The following is an 18,125-nucleotide window of genomic DNA, read 5'->3' as shown; positions in this document are numbered from 1 at the left end:
GTTTTCCCCGGAAAATTCAAAACAGAAAAAGCCGGTCCGGCGCATCCCTTTTTGCGGGAATGCCGGATCGGCTTTCTTTTTTGCTTCGTTTAATTATTTCTCCAGCTCCTCGCGGATGGCCAGGATGAAATCACGGCTGTTTAATACGGTCGGATTTTCCATGGTGGTGATCAGCGCAAGGTCTTTTGTCATTTTTCCGCTCTCGATCGTTGCGATCGTTGCTTTTTCCAGACGGTCTGCAAATGCGGAAAGTTCTGCGTTTCCATCCATTTCCCCGCGTTTTCTGAGTGCGCCGGTCCATGCAAAAATGGTGGCCACGGAGTTGGTGGATGTCTCCTCACCTTTTAAGTGACGGTAATAGTGGCGCTGTACGGTTCCGTGCGCAGCCTCGTACTCGTAATATCCGTGCGGGGATACGAGAACAGAAGTCATCATCGCAAGGGAACCGAAGGCGGAGGATACCATGTCGCTCATGACATCGCCGTCGTAGTTCTTGCAGGCCCAGATAAAGCCGCCCTCTGCTTTCATGATGCGGGCAACGGCGTCGTCGATCAGAGTGTAGAAGTAGGTAATGCCTGCTTCTGCAAATTTCTCTTTGTACTCTGCATCGAAGATCTCCTGGAAGATATCCTTGAAGCGGTGATCATACTTCTTGGAAATCGTATCCTTGCTTGCAAACCACAGATCCTGTTTCGTGGACAGTGCGTACTCGAAACAGCTTCTCGCAAAGCTTTCTATGGAGTTATCCAGATTGTGCATGCCCTGAATGACACCGGCGCCGGTGAAGTTGTGGATCAGCTCTCTTGTCTCGGTGCCGTCCTCAGCCGTATAAACCAGCTCTGCTTTTCCCGGTCCCGGAATGCGCATTTCTGCATTTTTATAGACATCTCCGTATGCATGACGGGCAATCGTGATCGGTTTTTTCCAGTTGCGCACGCACGGCTCGATGCCTTTTACGACAATCGGGGTACGGAAAACGGTTCCGTCGAGCATGGCACGGATCGTTCCGTTCGGGCTCTTCCACATTTCTTTCAGATTGTACTCGGTCATACGCGCTGCATTCGGCGTAATGGTGGCACATTTGACTGCTACACCGTATTTCTTGGTAGCGTTTGCGGAATCTACGGTTACCTGATCGTTCGTCTCGTTTCTGTGTTCCAGTCCCAGATCGTAATATTCCGTTTTCAGGTCAATAAACGGGAGAAGCAGCTCATCTTTGATCATTTTCCAGAGAATTCTGGTCATCTCATCTCCATCCATCTCTACCAGAGGAGTGGTCATCTGAATTTTTTCCATAGTAGGCCTCCTTTTTCTATTCCCGTTTATTGTATAAAGTATCCTATAGCTTGTCAAGTCAAAATTCGCCTGATTTTTTGGCATTTTCCCATAAATTCACACAATTTTTGCAGGATGAGAGGTGTTTTCCTTCATTTTTCTTTTTTTATGCTGCCGCACAGTGTCTCACAGAAGAGACAGAAAACGGTCTGTTTGAAGCATCCCATGCCCCTGACGGTTGCGCGGAAGGCCAAGGTCTCTCGCCGATTCGCAAAGCAGCATTTTCGCCTGGACATTTGTAAGATCCGGAACCCGTTCAAGTGCCAAAGCCACGGCTCCGGACACCCGCGGTGCCGCCATCGAGGTGCCGCTCTTCACCACATATTCCTTCCTGCTTCTTCCAGGCGCGCAGGAAATGAGACGTTTTCCAGGCGCGACAAGATCCGGTTTGCAGACGCAGTCCCGTGTCGGGCCGCATCCGGAGATTCCTCTTCTTGGCTCCAGCAGATCGCCCGCTCCCACGGTGATCACTTTTCTGCTGCTCCCCGGCGCCGTAATACTGCCCGGAGCGGGCCCCAGATTTCCGGCCGCTGTCACAACAGTGATCCCGTCATCCCAGGCGCGCTCCACCGCCTGTACTAGCAGATCATCCACCGTTTTTTCCTGCTCTGTTGTTCCCACTGAAATATTTAAAATGCGGATATTAAGTCTTATTCGCTCTTTGCACACCCAGTCAATCGCCGCGAGGATATCCTGCTTTCTTCCATTTCCCCTTCGGTCCAGAATCTTCACTACGACAAACCGGCATCCCGGTGCCGCACCCTGGTATTTTCCGCCGGACGCTCTTCCACTTCCGCCAAGGATACCACAGACATGCGTTCCGTGTCCATTGTCATCGTAAGGCGTCTCCCGCCCGTACACAAGATCCCGGAAGGCTACAATCCGGCCGTCAAAATCCATATGGGGAAAAATCCCTGTATCCAGCACGGCGGCTGTAATTCCTTTTCCTGTCAGATTTTCCTGCTCTTTCATCCATAAGCCCCTGTGTATTCTTATCTTATGGTATGCAAAAAAGGCTGCCTTTCGCAAAGAACAGCCTTTTTGTTTTTCTTTTCTATACTTAAAACTGAATCTGCTTTTCCCCTTTCCGTTTCCAGAGAGCTGCTGCAAGCGGGATGCCGCAGAGCTCAGCCAGGACAAAGGCGCCCCATATCAGATTCAGGTTTCCAAATCCTTTGAGAAGAAATGCAAACACCAGCGGCAGAATCGCCTGGCGTGTCATGGATATGTACATACTTTCTTTTCCAAGGGAAAGTCCCTGCAACGCCGCCTGATAGATCAGGCCTGGAATCGAAAGCAGATAGGCCACTGCCAGAATGCGGAGCGCCGGGACTCCAATGCGCATCAGATTGTCCGAGGCATCATATTGTATGTATGGCAATAAAAAACAGGAAGATATCTGCCAAAACCGTTTCGGTAAAGATCTTCCTGTCCTTTTTTCAGAAACTTTTCAAAAACATTACTTCTGCTGCTCCATTCGCTTCAATTCCGGCAGAACCAGAATCAGCATGGTGATAAAGCAGAGACTTCCGCCGATTACGTTTGATACCGGTTCGGCAAGGAAGACACCGTCCGTTCCCATGTGGAGTACGTACGGCATCAGATAGGTGAGCGGTACAACAATGAATACTTTTCGGAGCAGAGAGAAAAAGATCGCCTGTTTCTTTTTATTCAGAGATTTGAATACGGTCTGTCCAATGTACTGCAGATCCATGAAAATGAATGCTGCAAAGTACTGCTTCAGAGCCGGAACCGCATCTGCTGTCAGTACCGCATCCGAACTGAAAATACCGATCAGCGCATGCGGCGCCAGAACAATCACGCTCCACATCACTGCGGTATAGCCGAGGATCATCGCACTCATGACACACATCGCCTTGCGCACGCGGGCCGGACGGCGTGCACCGTAATTATAGCTCAAAATCGGAGAAGTTCCCTCATTCATTGCATAGATCGGTGTCTCGACGAGCTGACGCACGCTCGATACAATCGTCATAACAGAGATGTAAATATCACCGCCGGTCACAGAGAGTACGTTGTTGCAGCAGATCGTGACAAGGCTGTTGGTCAGCTGCATGATAAATCCCGCGGTACCGAGGCTGACAATATTTTTCGCATAGCCTGCACACTCAGAAATTTCATCTTTCCGCACAAAGCGCACTTTCAGTTCCGATTTTCGGGTCAGGAAATACAGAACGAACACGGCGGAAAGTGTCTGGGAAATCACAGTTGCAATCGCAGCCCCCTGCACACCAAAGCCAAATACAAAGATAAACAGCGGGTCAAGCAGCAGGTTTGCGACCGCTCCGATCGTGACGGAAAGCATGCCAACGGTCGAGTAGCCCTGCGCGTTGATGAACGGGTTCATGCCGGTTGCCACCATCGACGGCAAAGTTCCGATCAGATAAATCATCATATAAGGATACGCGTATACCATCGCATCTGCCGATGCACCGAACAGCGACAGCAGTGGACGGGCAAACAAAAAGCCGATCACCATCAGTATGACAGCACAGACACATACCATGGAATACGACGTATTCATAATACGTTCCGCCTTTTTTTGATCATTCTTTCCACGCTCAATCGAAAACAGCGGAGCGCCGCCGCTTCCAAACAAGTTGCTGAATGCTGTGATGATAACGATCAGCGGAAAACACAGACCGACTGCACCGAGTGCCGCCGTTCCTACCTCCGGGATCCGCGCGATGTAGACGCGGTCTACAATATTGTACAGCAGACTCAAAATCTGAGCAACCAGCATCGGGAGCGCTGCCCCGAGGATGTTTCCGGTTACGGTTCCATGTTCGAAATCAATTCGTTTCATTTGTTCCCTCATTCCCTTCTTTTTCACTTGCTTTTCAGTATAGCATGGCGTATTCTATATGTAAATTATTGTTTTTATATTGAAATTAAATAATTTTTATATATTTTTTTCAGGAGGATTTTTATGGAACTTCGACAACTCGAATACTTCCGCGCCATCGTGGATGCGGGAACCATCAGCGGGGCGGCACGGGTGCTGCATATGACACAGCCGCCGTTAAGTTATCAGATCAAAATGCTGGAGGAAGAGCTTCAGGTTCCTCTTCTCATCCGCGGCACGAAGAAAATCACTCTGACCGAGGCAGGAAAAACACTGTATGAACAGGCAGGAACGCTTCTGATGTTTGCGGATCTCACCAGGCGCGAAGTCGTAAAATCCAGTCAGTCTGCGACACTCCACATCGGCATGACGCCATCCACCGTTTCACTGCTCGCCGACTATCTCCTGCGATTTTCCTGGAAATACCCGCACATCCATTTCGATGTCCACGAAGGTTCTACCTTTGCTTTAAAAGACCAGCTCGAAAATCACATGGTGGATCTCACCACGCTCCGCACGCCAATCGTTTTAAATGGCTGCGAGACGAAGACCCTTTTAAAAGAGAGCATCACCGCCATGGCACTCCCTTCTCACCCGCTTTTTGCCGGGCGTGAAACCCTTTCGCTTACAGAACTTGCCGAGCAGCCGCTGATTCTGTCGAACCGCTACCGGAAATACATGCTCTCCGCTTTCGAGCAGGCAGGTCTGTTCTGCGATATCTATCTCACCTGCGAGGACGCCCGCACGGCAATGACAATGGCAGAAAAAGGCCTTGGCATCGCTCTTCTGCCGGCCTCCATGCTGAATCTTTCCCATAAATTAAAGGCCTGCACCATCACAGATGCAGACCTTACAACCGAAATCCTGCTTGCCTGGCGCAAGGGGCGCCTTCCGTCTGAACTTCGGGCTTTTCTGGAATTGTGGGATGAAAATGACTCCCTCAATAATCAAATTCATGTTCCCCAACCGTAATCGTCTGCGTCAGTTTTTCATTCTGATACGGTTTACGGATCTCAATTAGATTCAGAACGGTGTAACCACGCTTTCTCAAAAATTCAATCATCCTGTGGTTATTGGGATGGACATAGTTGTAAACCGTATCGTTTCCATAAGAAGCTGCAATTTCTTCTGCCTTGCCATGCAGTGCGGCAGCGACTCCCTGCCGGCGGTACTCTTCTCTGACAAAGATGGATTCCACCCACACCACCTCGCTCTCAATACGACAGACAACATAACCTGCGTATTCGCCATGCACCGTAGCGGCAAACACTGGAAATCCTGCTAAAAGGTATTCCTTCATTTCTTCCCGTCCGTCTTCCACGTTCGGTTTTGATGCAATTCCTTTATAGGAACGCAGTTCTACTCGAAACAGCGCAACCATTTCTGCAAGGGCATCGTTTACCTGCCTGATTTCTACCAGTTCTATTTTTTTCATGGTTTCTCTCTCCTGCCACTGTCGTTCTTTTTCCTATTTGCAATTCGTCTCGCTGCTCATATCCGTGATCGAAGTATATCAGGCTTCTTTTCTCTTGCGAAACAAATATTCATCCAATTGTTTCCGAATCGTTTCCGGTATTTCTCTTGCCACCGGGCAGACCGCTGCGTTTGCGAATCTTCCGGTAAATACTGTCAGGAAATCAATATCTTTTTGCAGCTGCTCCATCGACATCACATCTTTGACATCGTAGCGGCAGTGAATCGGGGCGACATTTCCGTTGGCAATACGCGCAAACGAAACAGCCGGAACCCCATGATCGGCAAATGGTGTGGAATCACTGGAATAGACGCCGTTTTCTGCCGCAATTGGAAATCCAACTTCTGCAGCCATATAGCTGATGTAATGGGTAAGCTTTTCTTCTGCCGATACACAGGCGATAAATTTTCCCATATACGTTCCGATCATGTCCAGATTGATGTTCAGTACTGTTTGTCTCAGTTCTTTTTCATGATCTCTGACATACGCTTTTGATCCTAAAAGTCCTCTTTCTTCGCTTCCGCAGAATACAAACCGAAGACCATAATTCAGCTCTTTCCCTTTCATCTGCTCCATGATTCCAAGAAGCCCTGCGCATCCGCTCATGTTGTCATATGCACCATGCGAAAGCGATGTCGTATCATAATGCGCGCTTAAAACGATCCATTCTTCTCTTTTTCCCGGCAATTCTGCAATCACATTATGGGATTCTCCATCGTATTCCTTCTGCCGGATTTCCAGACGGATCTGTTTTACTTTATTTTTCACAAGTTCTACTGCCTGTGCGGAGTGAATCATAGCGCAGAGCACTTTCTTTTCCTCTCCGACAACGGCTTCCCGAAGATCTCTCTGATCAATGTCTGTATGTGGGTAATAGCTGTTTCCATATTGGAACAGAATCGCTTTCGCGCCTGCTTTCATCAAATCCTGGTACGCAAAAAATCCGATTCCCTGCGTATCCATCAGCACAATTTTATCTTTTGCACCGGCAACGGAAACCGGATCGGTTCCCGGCATATAGTAGAGTTCGCCTTCCACGCTTCCGCTTCCGCAGCATGTGAGCGCTTTGCATGGAATTCCCATCCCGTCTGCATACAAATGTGCCTCTTCGATTTCGCCCATTGCAACGCGGAAACTTTCCAGTTCTGCCGGGACTCCTAATGTCTCGCACTGCTCCTTTAAATAATTTGCAACCTGCAATTCTTCTTTTGTGCCGCTTGCATGCACAAAATCTGTCTGGTCAAAAATAGATTGTAATTTCATTATATTTACCTTCCCTTTCTTCCTTTAGTCAAGCGGATATTCGCAATCCGCTTTCGCTACTTGCTCATAACCAAAATCGAAATCCCATTTGTAAGCGCAAGCCAGATTTTCATGATTTACGCTTTTCCATGTTGCGCCCAAATATCAGAGAGACTCCATCAACCCTTTGATTCCCCGTTCTTTATAGATATCTTTATAGTATTGGACCTCATCTTTAATCAATTCATCGATCACCTGCATGCCAAGCAGTTCCACCGGCGCCTGGTCATCTGTGAGGATATAATTTCCTTTTTGATATTCTGTAAGATTTGAAGCAACTTCCTGCATCATATTTTTCAGATTTGCATTTGTAAGTTCGCCTGTATGCTTCGTCAGATTCTTTCCGATGTCCGGATCGTCCGACGCAAAGAGTTCCCGGTTGGATGATCCCGCCACATCGACGATAACCTCGGTAGTAAAGACACTTCCAATCGTATCTGAAAGGTACTGATTGATGTTTCCCTCTTTCGTTCCTCGCATATTCATATTTACCACCATGACGCCATCGTCCTTCAGATGCGATTTCACCAGCGCAAAGAACTCTTTCGAGGACATCTGGAATGGAATTGTGATGTCCTGATATGCATCAACCATAATCACATCATATGCTTTCTGCGAGGCGTTTAAAAACGCTCTTCCATCGTAAGTAGTCACCGGAACATCCTCTGAGAGTGAGAAATATTTCCGAGAGAGATCCGTGATCTTCTCATCAATTTCTACGCCTTCGATATTCATGTCCCCAAAATATTTCCTGCACTGTGTGGCGTAGGTTCCCGTACCCATGCCAAGGATCAGCACATCCATCTGATCTGTCGGCTTGTCTTTGAGCATAAGCGGCGCCGCCATCGCATAATCATAGTACATTCCGGTCAGTTCATCCTGCTTCATATAGACAGACTGTACGCCAAACAGAACATTGGTAGACAATGCTACTCTCTCATCATTTTCGTACACCTGAAGATAGTTGTATACAGACTCTCCCTCATATGTCAGGTTGTTTTCCCAGAATGCGAAGGAATCGGAATAACCTGTTCCACAGCAGAACGCGAAAATAAGTACCGATGCAATCACTTTCTTTTTCCCTGCTTTTTCCATCACAAAATACACGATGGATAACGCAAGTAAAATTCCCGCAAAGATCAGAAAAGTGATCGATGTTCCAACCGCAGGGATCGTAACAAACGTCGGCACAAAGGTACCAATAATGCTGCCGATCGTATTGAATGCTCCCAGTGTTCCCACCGTTTTTCCGTTATCATCCAGATTGCTCACCGAATATTTGACCAGCGACGGAGTTACCGTACCCAGTAAAAATAACGGGAACACAAAAATTACCATACAGGCCACAAACGCAGCCAGGATCAGAAAATTGTTATTTACGGAAAAAATCAGAACCGCAGAAATGCCAACAATGATATATTTTCCGACCACGGGAATTAACGCAATCCATAAAGCAGCTACGATGATACGTCCATAGAGCTTGTCCGGATTGGGCGACTTGTCCGCCGTTCTGCCTCCATAGATATTTCCCAGTGCCATAGCAATCATGATGGTTCCGATGATGATCGTCCATACAATCTGTGAAGAACTAAAATACGGGGCAAGCAGCCTGCTCGCACCAAGTTCTACCGCCATCACAGACATTCCGGAAAAAAATTCTGTCAGATACAAAAATAACTTGTTTTTTAAGATGCCACGATTTTTTCTTTCCATGTCGACTCCTTTTTTATTTTATCTTTTTGCTGCCATCATGCCGGCAAAAGAGTGAAACATACCGCAAAATGGAACGCACAGAATGCGGAAATGATTTTTCAAACGCGCTCTACTATCATACTATAGACTTCTTTGGAATTTTGCAATATATTTTTCCATGACTCTTAATGTCCAAACAGCCATCCCATAATTTTTTCATCCCGACAGAACAGATAACCGCCTCCGTGCTGATAAGTCACTTTCGTTCCTGCAAAGTAATTTTTCTCTTTTATATCCAGTACCAGCAAATTGTCTATTTCGGATTTTGCTAAACCCTGCTCTGCATACAGCTCATATAAAATCTGATACGCTTCTTTAAACGGTTCTGATCCATAATATTCATCACTTTCGCCAATCACAAAATAGACCGGTGTTTTTGCCTCTGTCACCGGTTCATATACTCCATCCCATTTGGAGCTGCACATGAGCGCTGCAGTAAACAGTTCCGGCTTTTTTCCCAGGATCAGCGCCAGCGTTTCTCCTCCGCCGGAATAGCCGTTACTATATACTTTTCCGGATTGATCTTATAATTCTCAAGAAGATACTACGTCAGCTCGATTGCCTGATCCGCGGATGTCTCACCCCAGTCATTTAACTGCGGTGCTACGATAATTATCTCCGAATTGTATTTTTGTGCCTCAAAACCAAAATCCTCTGTCCTGATATTTTCCCCCACACCTTGAAAGTACAGTCCCTGATAGCCGGGCAGTGTTACATATAATGCATATTCTTTTGTTCCGTCATAAGAATCCGGAATATATACATTATAATGAATATCCCCCTCCTGCTCCGAATGCAGGACACAATCCAGGATAAATCCCCGGTATTTCTCACTTCCTATGGTAACATTTTCCACTTTTTCCGGTTCTGCTGCCCCTTCTGATGCTGCTGTTCTTTCTGTTTCTTCCAGCTCTGTCATTTCTTCTGTATCCTTTGAATCCTCTATCTGTTCAGATCCCGCTGCCGGAACATCCATATTCCTTTTTCCAGCGCTTTTAAAAAACTGTCTGGATAGCAGAAGCGATATAGCAAAAATAGCAAAGCAAACCGTAATCAGCATTATTTTTCTTTTTGTCATAATGTGAATTCCTCCTTTTTTTACTATTTTTAATCATAGCAAAACGAGACCTCCATAAGAAGTCTCGTTTTTTTTCAGTCATAACCTTTCCGTTTATTCTTCTGGTCAAAGCTCTACCACTTTCGTTGCCAGCTTTTTGGCAAACCTTGCATCATGCTCCACGATCAGCATCGTTGGCTGGAACTGCGCAATCAGTTTCTCAATCTGCATCCGTGAAAATACATCAATATAATTCAGCGGTTCATCCCACAGATAGAGATACGCAGGTGTTAAAAGGCTGGCAGCAATCAATACTTTTTTCTTCTGTCCCTCGGAAAATTCCTCCATGTTTTTTACAAACTGTTCTCTGTCCAGATCCAGGCTGCGCAACATGGAAAGGAGCATTGGCTCATCAATTTCCTGCTTTTTGGCAAATTCTTTCAGTGTTCCGGACAGATGCGAGGTATCCTGGTTGATATAGGAAATGACGAGATTTGAGGCAATCGAACAGGTACCCGTTGCCATTATATTTTCGCCGGAAAGATTTTCGCATCCGGACATCGTAATTTTCCGCTTTTCGATTCCGCCATTGGAAGAATTTTGCAGGTTCTGCGTCAGAATATACTTGATCAGGCTGGATTTTCCACAGCCATTTTTTCCTTTCAGAAAAACACGGTCTCCTTGTTTCAGTTCAAAATTCAATCCGGTGATCACATGTTCTTTTCCATCCCGATATTTTAAGGAAAAATCCCTGCATTCGATCAGCCGTTCTTTGTAATGGGAAAGCGGCATAATCTTTAAATCTTTTACCGTTTCGATATCTTTTAACAGCCCTTCCTTTTTCTCGATCTCCCGGTCCATTCTCTCCTCGTACGCTTTGACGCGCGACTGCATTTTCTTCGTCTTTGCTCCGATATACGATCGTGTCGATATCGATCTGTCATGTTCTTTGGCTGGATCATATCCAATCTTGGTATTTTCATTTTTTTCTGCCCAGCGCGAAGAACAGTCGGCGGCTGCCTTTAGTTTTCCAATTTCTTTTACACGTTTTTCATGTTCCATTCTGGCAAAATGATCTGCTTTTTCCTTGTTTTCCCACCAGCTGGAAAAATTGCCGCTCTGTACTTCGATCGAGGCCCGGTTTAAAACCAGCACATGATCGATGCAGGCATCCAGCAGATCCCTGTCGTGGGATACCAGAATAAATCCTTTTTTTGACGCCAGATATTTTTTGATAATCTCTCTGGCGTCCTGATCCAAATGGTTGGTGGGTTCATCGATCAGCAGAAAATCATTTTCACCGGAAAAAAGGACTGCAAGCATAACCCTGGTCCGCTCCCCAAAGCTTAACGTACCAAATGGTCTGTACAAAAGTTCTGCGTCCATATCCACTTTTTCCAATTCACAAAGAACTCTCCAGCTCTCTACTCCCGCTTTCCAGTCTTCCATCAGCTCCGCTGCTGTCCGTTCCAGATCTTTTTGTTTCACCGGATACGGAAAATAATCGAAGACAACCGATCGGGTGATCGCTCCCTGGTATTCGTATTTTCCCAGGAGTAACTGAAGAAACGTTGTCTTTCCCTTTCCGTTTCTTCCCACAAAACCAAGCTTCCAGCTAGTGTCGATTGAAAACGATACATTTTCAAAGATTGTATCATAACTTCCTTCATACCCAAAGGTTAGATTACTGACATTGATCTGTGCCATAAAAACTCCCTTCTGCCTGTTTTTCTTTTTCTCACGGCATAAAAAATTCTGCCTAGAGTATTTAAAAAGCGAGCCCGCTTTGCGTACGCAAAACAGACCCGCATCCTAAACAGACACAGCGTGCATGGCACTGGTGTCGGAACATAACGAATCGTCTAAGTATCTAATTTAAGCGTACACAAAATAACCCGTTTCAAACAGGTCTTACCAAAATACAATTGTGTTTTCCAGCTTAAATTATTTCAGATACATTCCCTCACCTTTACACGTTCATGTTCTTTCTTTTTTCTATTCATGCTTTAAAGCGTCTTCGAAAAGCATTTTTCAAATATGCTCTATGCATAGTTGGACAATATCACAGATTTGCTGATCTGTCAATGCCAAACTAATTTCTCAGCATCTTTCCATTTTACATAAAAATAGTACAAGACCTTCCAAAAATGCCAGATCTCTGGGCTGGAACATCCTTTTCCACTCAGAAAAAATCCCCATGCCGGATCAAATGCCCGGGTTCAGCTACCAGAAACTGCTCATCCCATTCTCCCGACACCAGTTTTTCCAGGATTCGGTTACTTCCCTGCACATAGTCCAACGCTGCATGAATCATATCTGCATTTTTCTGCGCCTGCTCCGCATACGCAAGTTCATAACAATCATTATACCCGGTATCAATGATATCCAGAAAATAATACTGGTCAAACCACATGTGGAACAACGTTTCTTCATCTAGTCCCTGAAATTCCTTGGATGCTTTCCGATAATCTTTCAATAGTGATAACACAGAAAATTTTTCGGGCTCATCCTCATAAAGATACAGATGCCCGCTCTCCTTGCGGTTGGGGATGTACCGGTCATCTGTGGCTAAAAGCAGGGACACACAATCATCTACTCTTGGAATCACAGTCCTTACCTGTGCCCGCACCTGGTCCCAAACTCCTCCGCAAAATCCCATGGCAGCCAGAATCGTATCCGGCTTCCTTTTTCTTTTTTCCAGTTCCTGCCAGATCACCGTTTTCATAGTCGCCGGCTCTACGTGATAGATCCGGTCAATGACTATAATCGGATAATTGGTATGCATCTTCTCCTGTGCCCGTTTCACATAACGTTCCAGCGAACTGCAAGTCAAAATGACGGTTTCTTTTTCCATATTCGTGCTCCTCGTACAATATATAAAAATTGATTTATCTGCGTCGTTTACCGTAAGTTTTTCTTTCTATGTTATACTACAATAGTTTTGATGTTGGGGTCAAAACCATAAATAACTTTGTCCTCTATTTCTATAAAGAGTTTTCTGAAATTCAATGCTGCTATCTTGGAACCGAAAAAGAACTTGCCCCGCTGTTTCCCACGAGGTATCTTTTCCAAGTGGTAATTCTTGCGTATATTCGATGGAACAGTTTCCACTCCATTACGCAGCCTTGCATAATTTTTGAATTCTTTGCTATTCATGTTCCGTTGGATTTTCGCACGTTCATGCGCTGCTTTGGATGTTACTATTTTTACAACCTTCTTAAAGATCTTCGGCTTGCATTGATCCTGCTACGGACAGTTGGCACACTGCTCATGCAGAAAGGAAACGGCACACTGATTGCTTGGTTTCATATAAGAACATGACATTTTCTCAAAAAAGATGACATTTTTATCGTCTAAAACCACAGATTTTTTTATAAAAAAGGTAACGTCTCTGAAATATCGCTTCATAAACGTTACCTTGACTTCTTAGCAAAAACAACAAGTCCAGACAGAATATTCTATTTTTTCAACAAAAAGGAATACACAAAACTCTGCGCATCCCCCATGCTGCTTGACTTTTTCCGTCTGGCAGCTTATAATCAAATCAGAAGCAATCAAGGATATTTCCGTGTCAGTGGTTGTACTTTCTGAAATAATTTAAATTATTACAAAAAAGCAACAAGAGACAAAGGCTATCCCCTACTGCCAATAGGGAATAGCCCTCTTGCTATTTGCGGTGGTTGTCTATGTAAGTTGACACTCCCCACAGCTAAAGCAGGGGGATTCCTGTTTCTTCCACCATTGCATTGGCAAATACCTTACGGTACTGCAATGTCTTACACGGTGTCCACAGGCTATATTTATACTGTTCCCGCATGCCCTGCGGTACAGTTTTCTTATCTTTATGCCGACTGCAGCTGCAGTCCTTTTTTCAAAATATTGATGCCTGCATTCGTATCCCGGTCATGAACTGCGTGACAGCCGGGGCACTCCCAGATACGAATGCGCAGATTTTTCACCAGCGGATTCCGATAGCCACAGGAACTGCAGGTCTGGCTGCTCGGATACATCGTTGGTACTTTGCGGATTTCATTTCCATACCACACAGCTTTATATTCCAGCATCTCGAAAAACTTTGCCCACGAAACACTGGCTATCGACTTTGCCAGTTTATGGTTCCGGATCATTCCTTTTACATGCAGGTCTTCGATGCAGATGGTTTGGTTTTCACACACCAGCATCGTTGACTGTTTCTGCAGGAAATCATTTCTTTGATTCGTTACTTTTTCATGTACTTTGGCAACTCGAATTCGCTGCTTATCCCGGTTATGGGATCCTTTCTCTCTTCGGGAAAGTCTGCGCTGTTCCCTTACAAGTTTTCGCATCGAGCGTTCCAGATATTTGGGATTCGCTACTGTATTTCCGTTGCTGTCAGAATAGAATGTTTTGATTCCAACATCAATCCCAATCGTTCCACCCTGATTAGGTCGCGGTTCCGGTTCAGATTCAACATTCAGAACCGCAAAATATTTTCCGGATGGCGTATGCTCAATGGTTACGTGATGAATGTTTCCCACTTCCATTGACTGACGCACTTTCACATATCCGAGCTTCGGAAGTTTGATATATCTTCCCACGATACGAATGTTGTCTTTTTGATTTACCGTTCTGTACGACTGAAAATGGTTATGTTTGCTTTTGAAAGTTGGATGGGACGCTCTTTTTTGAAAAAAGTTTACAAATCCCCGGTCAAGATCCCGCAATGACTGCTGTAATGCGATGGAATCGACTTCTTTCAGAAAAGCAAACTCTTCCTGCTTTTTCAGTTCCGTCAGCATGGCAGAAGTCTGGCCATAGCCGATTTTTTCCCCTTTTTCATAGCCTTCCTTACGCATGGCAAGTCCCCGGTTATAGATGAACCTGCAGCATCCCAGCGTCTGGTGAATGAAGGCTTTCTGTCCTTTATTCGGGTAGATTCTGAATTTGATCCCTTTTTGCATTATCCCATCTTATCCTTTTGTCTCTGCGATGTTTTCTGGTTTTCGATATACTGTTTTACTGCTTCCAGCGGAGCACCACCCACCGTCGATACAAAATAGCTGTTTGTCCAAAGCGTCGGCATCTTAGTTTTAAGATATGGAAATTCCTGTCTTAAAATTCTGGAAGTATAGCCTTTGAAAGATTTTACGGCTTTGTGAATACCAAACTGAGGTTCTACTTCCAGCAGCATATGAACATGATCCGGCATGATTTCCATTTCCAGAATCTCTACAGAAAGATTTGCAGCATACTCTGTGAGCAGTTCCTTCAACCTGGTATCTACACCATTGGTTAATACTTTTCGTCTATATTTAGGACACCATACTACATGGTATTTGCACGAATAGACGACATTGTTGTTTGATTTATATGTTGTATTCATGTTTGTATTATACTATATTTTCCCATTTAATACAACCACTATTTTGTCCATCTCAATTACTTGCGTAAATTCGATGGACGCGTCTTATATCCCCATAGCTAAAGCAAGAAGTTTTACGACGCATTGGATAACGCCGCAAAAACAACAAGTAAAAGTGTCAACACTTCCATTGTATTCATTGGCATTACCCCCTTTCTGTTTCCAGAAAGGACAACCATCAGACTATCCCTATCACGTTCTGATCTGATTAGATTCAGTATAGCATATCATCGACTATTTTACTACCTCTTCGACATACAAATCCCCTCTCGTAATTCGTCTACGAGAGGGGATTCTTTTTTATCGGATAAAGTAGTTTGTGATCAAGTTGTAATCATCTTCTGTCATGCCAAGAACCGAGTCCATTCCAACATTATCTGTTTCCCACGTTCCCAGTTGATCGGTTTTATGATTTCCAAATGAAAAGATAGCCGAAAAGTTAATATAATTTTTACCTGCGTAGGCTTTTGGTTGGCTGTACATAACCGCTATAAAACCATGCGAATTATAATCATCCATTTGGTTTGCCTTATGCCCTGGTGAAGACATCCAAAGATTGAAAATCTGCTGTGCGAGATCATCTGTGTCTGTAAAAAGTAAATCTCCACCACAACCATTCTGACCACCAGAATGTAATGCCATATTATCCGGTGTACCATATCCAGGTTCAGTAATAGACTTCATCATATGATAACCCGCCACTGCAATACTCCTTGAACGCGGTACCATATCATCCCAGATCATGGCTGCATGTCCTTCTTTTACACGTTCTTCATTTACCAGGTCGAAAATCTTTCTGGAAACTTCCTGATCGTAAACAGTCATTCCAAGAGCCTCTTCATTGGTATATGGGATATTAATTTTTACTTCTACGTATCTTCCAACAACACCTCCGTCTGGCTTAGATCCCATTGCATCAGCTGAGATAATAACTTTTCGCATACCATTTTTTTTATGAACGGTTACAAGTCCATTTTCATCTACGCTTGCTACTTCTGGATCATCCGAAGTCCATTTTACCGCTTTGTTGGTTGCATTTTCCGGATATACGGTTGCGGCCAGCTGCAGTGTCTGTCCAACTTCAGTTAATTCCAGATTACTGTTCGGTGTAATTGTTACGCTTGTTGCATAAACGGTTTCTGCTGGTGTCTCTGTTGGCTTCGGTGTCTCTGTCGGCTTTGGCGTTTCCGTCGGTTTTGGTGTCTCCGTCGGTTTTGGTGTCTCCGTTGGTTTTGGTGTCTCCGTTGGTTTCGGTGTCTCTGTTGGTTTCGATGTCTCCGTTGGTTTCGGTGTCTCCGTCGGTTTCGGTGTCTCTGTTGGTTTCGGGTCCGGCTTTGTGGTCAACACACCATCTTTTCCATAATAGTTCCCATTTACCGTCTGATCCGTTACCATCTTGCAATTTGATCCAAAATAATAGGTCTTTCCGGAAATCTTCATCTGCATATCCTTGCAGGCTCCGCCCCAGCTCCGGATATAGTATTTTGCTCCGTTCTCCTCTTTCCAGCATCCGGAAAGCATAATTCCATTTCCGTCTACAAAATACAGGTTATCTTTGTATGTAAAGCTTGTGTTCACTGCCATGGTGCTGTCTGCCTGGAACCAGTACCATTTTCCGCCGGTTTTCAGCCACTCATTCTGATATGCTGCACCGTTATCATGCAGGTAATATTTTTTTCCGTTCCAGGTCTGCCAGCAGTTTTTATAAGCTCCGCCCCAGCTGCAGAAGAAATAGGTTTTTCCCCCGTCCGTGAAAGATTCATTTGCTTTCATGGTTCCGTCTGCGTTCAGATAGTAACGGTTATTGTCCCAGGTCTGCCAGCCCGTTGCAATTTTTCCATCTTTTGCCAGTTTCCACTGTCCATCCATCACGATCCACTGCATGTTGGTTACATTAGCATTACCATCAAAAGTGTAGGAGCGTCCGTTGATTTTGGCAGATCTGTTCTTATATGCGCCGCCCCAGCTGCACAGATAGCGGATTTTCCCTGTATCATCCAGTCTCCACTCATTGGAGCGCATACTTCCATCACTATTCATGTAGTATTTATTTCCATCCCAGGTCTGCCAGCCCGTTGCAATTTTTCCGTCTTTCACCAGATACCATTTTCCACCTTTTACAACCCACTGGGAACCCTGTACCTTACTGTCTGCACCGAATGTATAACTTCTGCCGTTGATTCTTGCCTTGCAGTTCAGGTAAGCTCCACCCCAGCTGCGGAAGTAGTAAACCGATCCATCCGTATCAATCATCCACTCATTTGCTTTCATGGTTCCGTCTGCATTCAGATAATATTTTTTTCCGTCCCAGGTCTGCCAGCCGGTCTGTTTTACACCGTCTTTATAAAAATACCAGGTTCCGGACTCCTGCGTCCATCCGGTTTTTCCAGCTGCCTGTACTGTCTGGGCAGAAACTGTTGGGAACATATTTGTTGCGGCCGGTGTACCTACTGCCAGGCTCAGGCCAAGAAGTACCATTGCGATTCTTTTTCTCATACTTTTTCCTCCGTCCGTGTCAAACATTGACACCGATTTTTCTGTTTGAATTCCATGTCAACGTTTGACACGGGATTCCTTGTTTTGTTATTTCACTTTTTACTCCGGAATTTCTTCCAGAAGTTCCCCGGTATAATCTTCCCGTTTTCCAAGTTTTACGGCATCGTCCAGTTCGGACTGTTCCATGCATACACTTCCGATCGGGTGGATTCCTGGATCACAAAGAACCAGATACAGATTTCCCTGGTAATCTTCCGCTACATCACCATCCTGCCGGTAGCCAACAAACTCATGCTCAATCGGTATTTCTTCCGGATGCTCCAGATAGAATGGATCAAGCTCTCCCCAGTCCAGTGTGGAAAAATTGAAATTCGGAAAACGTTCTGCTATTACTTTTTCTGCATTTTTTCGAAGCTCTTTCATGTCCATATGGTTTCTCCCC

17 protein-coding genes are annotated in these 18,125 nt (G+C 45.1%); 2 read left to right on the top strand and 15 right to left on the bottom strand.

Annotated elements, in window-relative coordinates; translation table 11 throughout:
- Positions 1–93: 93 nt before the first annotated feature.
- The 4 genes from DW743_RS04055 to DW743_RS04040 form a co-directional block, all read right to left on the bottom strand.
- The gene (locus DW743_RS04055; protein WP_055217983.1) at positions 94–1,296 is read right to left on the bottom strand and encodes an NADP-dependent isocitrate dehydrogenase; all 1,203 of its coding nucleotides are present in this window, start codon (positions 1,294–1,296) and stop codon (positions 94–96) included.
- 165 nt (positions 1,297–1,461) lie between these two features.
- Positions 1,462–2,307, bottom strand: coding sequence for a S8 family peptidase (locus DW743_RS04050; protein WP_055227885.1), 846 nt, complete (start codon positions 2,305–2,307; stop codon positions 1,462–1,464).
- 88 nt (positions 2,308–2,395) lie between these two features.
- Complete coding sequence (locus DW743_RS04045) at positions 2,396–2,680, bottom strand: hypothetical protein (RefSeq protein WP_117508977.1); 285 nt, start codon at positions 2,678–2,680, stop codon at positions 2,396–2,398.
- A 114-nt stretch (positions 2,681–2,794) separates the two neighbouring features.
- Positions 2,795–4,162 (bottom strand): MATE family efflux transporter, encoded by a 1,368-nt coding sequence (locus DW743_RS04040; RefSeq protein ID WP_055227883.1) that lies wholly within the window; start codon positions 4,160–4,162, stop codon positions 2,795–2,797.
- 123 nt (positions 4,163–4,285) lie between these two features.
- Between DW743_RS04040 and DW743_RS04035 the strand changes: the two genes are divergently transcribed.
- Positions 4,286–5,173 (top strand): LysR family transcriptional regulator, encoded by an 888-nt coding sequence (locus DW743_RS04035; RefSeq protein WP_055227882.1) that lies wholly within the window; start codon positions 4,286–4,288, stop codon positions 5,171–5,173.
- Here DW743_RS04035 and DW743_RS04030 read toward each other — a convergent pair.
- The 3 genes from DW743_RS04030 to DW743_RS04020 all read right to left on the bottom strand — a co-directional run bounded on the left by DW743_RS04030 (position 5,142) and on the right by DW743_RS04020 (position 8,690).
- Positions 5,142–5,636 carry a GNAT family N-acetyltransferase gene (locus DW743_RS04030; RefSeq protein ID WP_055227881.1) on the bottom strand — a complete coding sequence of 165 codons (495 nt, stop codon included), beginning with the start codon at positions 5,634–5,636 and terminating at the stop codon, positions 5,142–5,144. The two genes, DW743_RS04035 and DW743_RS04030, sit on opposite strands and share 32 nt — an antisense overlap.
- A gap of 78 nt (positions 5,637–5,714) precedes the next feature.
- On the bottom strand, positions 5,715–6,938 hold the full coding sequence (locus DW743_RS04025) for a M28 family metallopeptidase (RefSeq protein WP_055227880.1): 1,224 nt from the start codon (positions 6,936–6,938) through the stop codon (positions 5,715–5,717).
- 144 nt (positions 6,939–7,082) lie between these two features.
- A complete protein-coding gene (locus DW743_RS04020) occupies positions 7,083–8,690 on the bottom strand; it encodes a spermidine synthase (RefSeq protein WP_055227879.1) in 1,608 nt (535 codons plus the stop codon).
- A gap of 51 nt (positions 8,691–8,741) precedes the next feature.
- On the opposite strand from DW743_RS04020, the gene DW743_RS19005 reads away from it, so the two are divergent.
- The gene (locus DW743_RS19005) at positions 8,742–8,816 is read left to right on the top strand and encodes a DUF6783 domain-containing protein (RefSeq protein WP_373141018.1); all 75 of its coding nucleotides are present in this window, start codon (positions 8,742–8,744) and stop codon (positions 8,814–8,816) included.
- Between the two features lie 38 nt (positions 8,817–8,854).
- Here DW743_RS19005 and DW743_RS18315 read toward each other — a convergent pair whose 3' ends face one another.
- The 8 genes from DW743_RS18315 to DW743_RS03980 form a co-directional block, all read right to left on the bottom strand.
- The gene (locus DW743_RS18315) at positions 8,855–9,118 is read right to left on the bottom strand and encodes a hypothetical protein (RefSeq protein WP_227093461.1); all 264 of its coding nucleotides are present in this window, start codon (positions 9,116–9,118) and stop codon (positions 8,855–8,857) included.
- Positions 9,119–9,273: 155 nt separating this feature from the next.
- Entirely contained in the window at positions 9,274–9,807 is a 534-nt protein-coding gene (locus DW743_RS18310) for a hypothetical protein (protein WP_227093459.1), read from the bottom strand.
- 105 nt (positions 9,808–9,912) lie between these two features.
- Complete coding sequence (locus DW743_RS04010) at positions 9,913–11,493, bottom strand: ATP-binding cassette domain-containing protein (RefSeq protein ID WP_055227878.1); 1,581 nt, start codon at positions 11,491–11,493, stop codon at positions 9,913–9,915.
- A 475-nt stretch (positions 11,494–11,968) separates the two neighbouring features.
- Positions 11,969–12,640: a DUF1638 domain-containing protein gene (locus DW743_RS04005; protein ID WP_055227877.1), complete on the bottom strand. Its 672-nt coding sequence runs from the start codon at positions 12,638–12,640 to the stop codon at positions 11,969–11,971.
- Positions 12,641–13,628: 988 nt separating this feature from the next.
- The gene (gene tnpB / locus DW743_RS03995; RefSeq protein ID WP_117760312.1) at positions 13,629–14,726 is read right to left on the bottom strand and encodes an IS200/IS605 family element RNA-guided endonuclease TnpB; all 1,098 of its coding nucleotides are present in this window, start codon (positions 14,724–14,726) and stop codon (positions 13,629–13,631) included.
- Positions 14,726–15,148 carry an IS200/IS605 family transposase gene (gene tnpA, locus DW743_RS03990; RefSeq protein WP_055266992.1) on the bottom strand — a complete coding sequence of 141 codons (423 nt, stop codon included), beginning with the start codon at positions 15,146–15,148 and terminating at the stop codon, positions 14,726–14,728. The genes tnpB and tnpA overlap by 1 nt, the downstream gene beginning before the upstream one ends.
- A 339-nt stretch (positions 15,149–15,487) precedes the next feature.
- The gene (locus DW743_RS03985) at positions 15,488–17,683 is read right to left on the bottom strand and encodes an Ig-like domain-containing protein (RefSeq protein WP_158568526.1); all 2,196 of its coding nucleotides are present in this window, start codon (positions 17,681–17,683) and stop codon (positions 15,488–15,490) included.
- 99 nt (positions 17,684–17,782) lie between these two features.
- On the bottom strand, positions 17,783–18,112 hold the full coding sequence (locus DW743_RS03980; RefSeq protein WP_117760314.1) for a hypothetical protein: 330 nt from the start codon (positions 18,110–18,112) through the stop codon (positions 17,783–17,785).
- Positions 18,113–18,125 lie beyond the last annotated feature (13 nt).

Origin of the sequence: Blautia sp. AM28-27 (genome assembly GCF_003480905.1) — a bacterium.
GTDB classification, from domain to species: Bacteria; Bacillota; Clostridia; order Lachnospirales; family Lachnospiraceae; genus Fusicatenibacter; species Fusicatenibacter saccharivorans.
This window is presented reverse-complemented; position numbering and strand designations above follow the sequence as displayed.

Excerpts from the sequence above, each read along its gene's own strand:
- DW743_RS04020 (WP_055227879.1), bottom strand. The coding sequence starts at position 8,690 with ATGGAAAGAAAAAATCGTGGCATCTTAAAAAACAAGTTATTTTTGTAT.
- DW743_RS18310 (WP_227093459.1), bottom strand. The coding sequence starts at position 9,807 with ATGACAAAAAGAAAAATAATGCTGATTACGGTTTGCTTTGCTATTTTT.
- tnpB (WP_117760312.1), bottom strand. The coding sequence starts at position 14,726 with ATGCAAAAAGGGATCAAATTCAGAATCTACCCGAATAAAGGACAGAAA.
- DW743_RS04050 (WP_055227885.1), bottom strand. The coding sequence starts at position 2,307 with ATGAAAGAGCAGGAAAATCTGACAGGAAAAGGAATTACAGCCGCCGTG.
- DW743_RS04040 (WP_055227883.1), bottom strand. The coding sequence starts at position 4,162 with ATGAAACGAATTGATTTCGAACATGGAACCGTAACCGGAAACATCCTC.
- DW743_RS03980 (WP_117760314.1), bottom strand. The coding sequence starts at position 18,112 with ATGGACATGAAAGAGCTTCGAAAAAATGCAGAAAAAGTAATAGCAGAA.
- DW743_RS04030 (WP_055227881.1), bottom strand. The coding sequence starts at position 5,636 with ATGAAAAAAATAGAACTGGTAGAAATCAGGCAGGTAAACGATGCCCTT.
- tnpA (WP_055266992.1), bottom strand. The coding sequence starts at position 15,148 with ATGAATACAACATATAAATCAAACAACAATGTCGTCTATTCGTGCAAA.
- DW743_RS04045 (WP_117508977.1), bottom strand. The coding sequence starts at position 2,680 with ATGCGCATTGGAGTCCCGGCGCTCCGCATTCTGGCAGTGGCCTATCTG.
- DW743_RS04035 (WP_055227882.1), top strand. The coding sequence starts at position 4,286 with ATGGAACTTCGACAACTCGAATACTTCCGCGCCATCGTGGATGCGGGA.
- DW743_RS04025 (WP_055227880.1), bottom strand. The coding sequence starts at position 6,938 with ATGAAATTACAATCTATTTTTGACCAGACAGATTTTGTGCATGCAAGC.
- DW743_RS04010 (WP_055227878.1), bottom strand. The coding sequence starts at position 11,493 with ATGGCACAGATCAATGTCAGTAATCTAACCTTTGGGTATGAAGGAAGT.
- DW743_RS04005 (WP_055227877.1), bottom strand. The coding sequence starts at position 12,640 with ATGGAAAAAGAAACCGTCATTTTGACTTGCAGTTCGCTGGAACGTTAT.
- DW743_RS03985 (WP_158568526.1), bottom strand. The coding sequence starts at position 17,683 with ATGAGAAAAAGAATCGCAATGGTACTTCTTGGCCTGAGCCTGGCAGTA.
- DW743_RS04055 (WP_055217983.1), bottom strand. The coding sequence starts at position 1,296 with ATGGAAAAAATTCAGATGACCACTCCTCTGGTAGAGATGGATGGAGAT.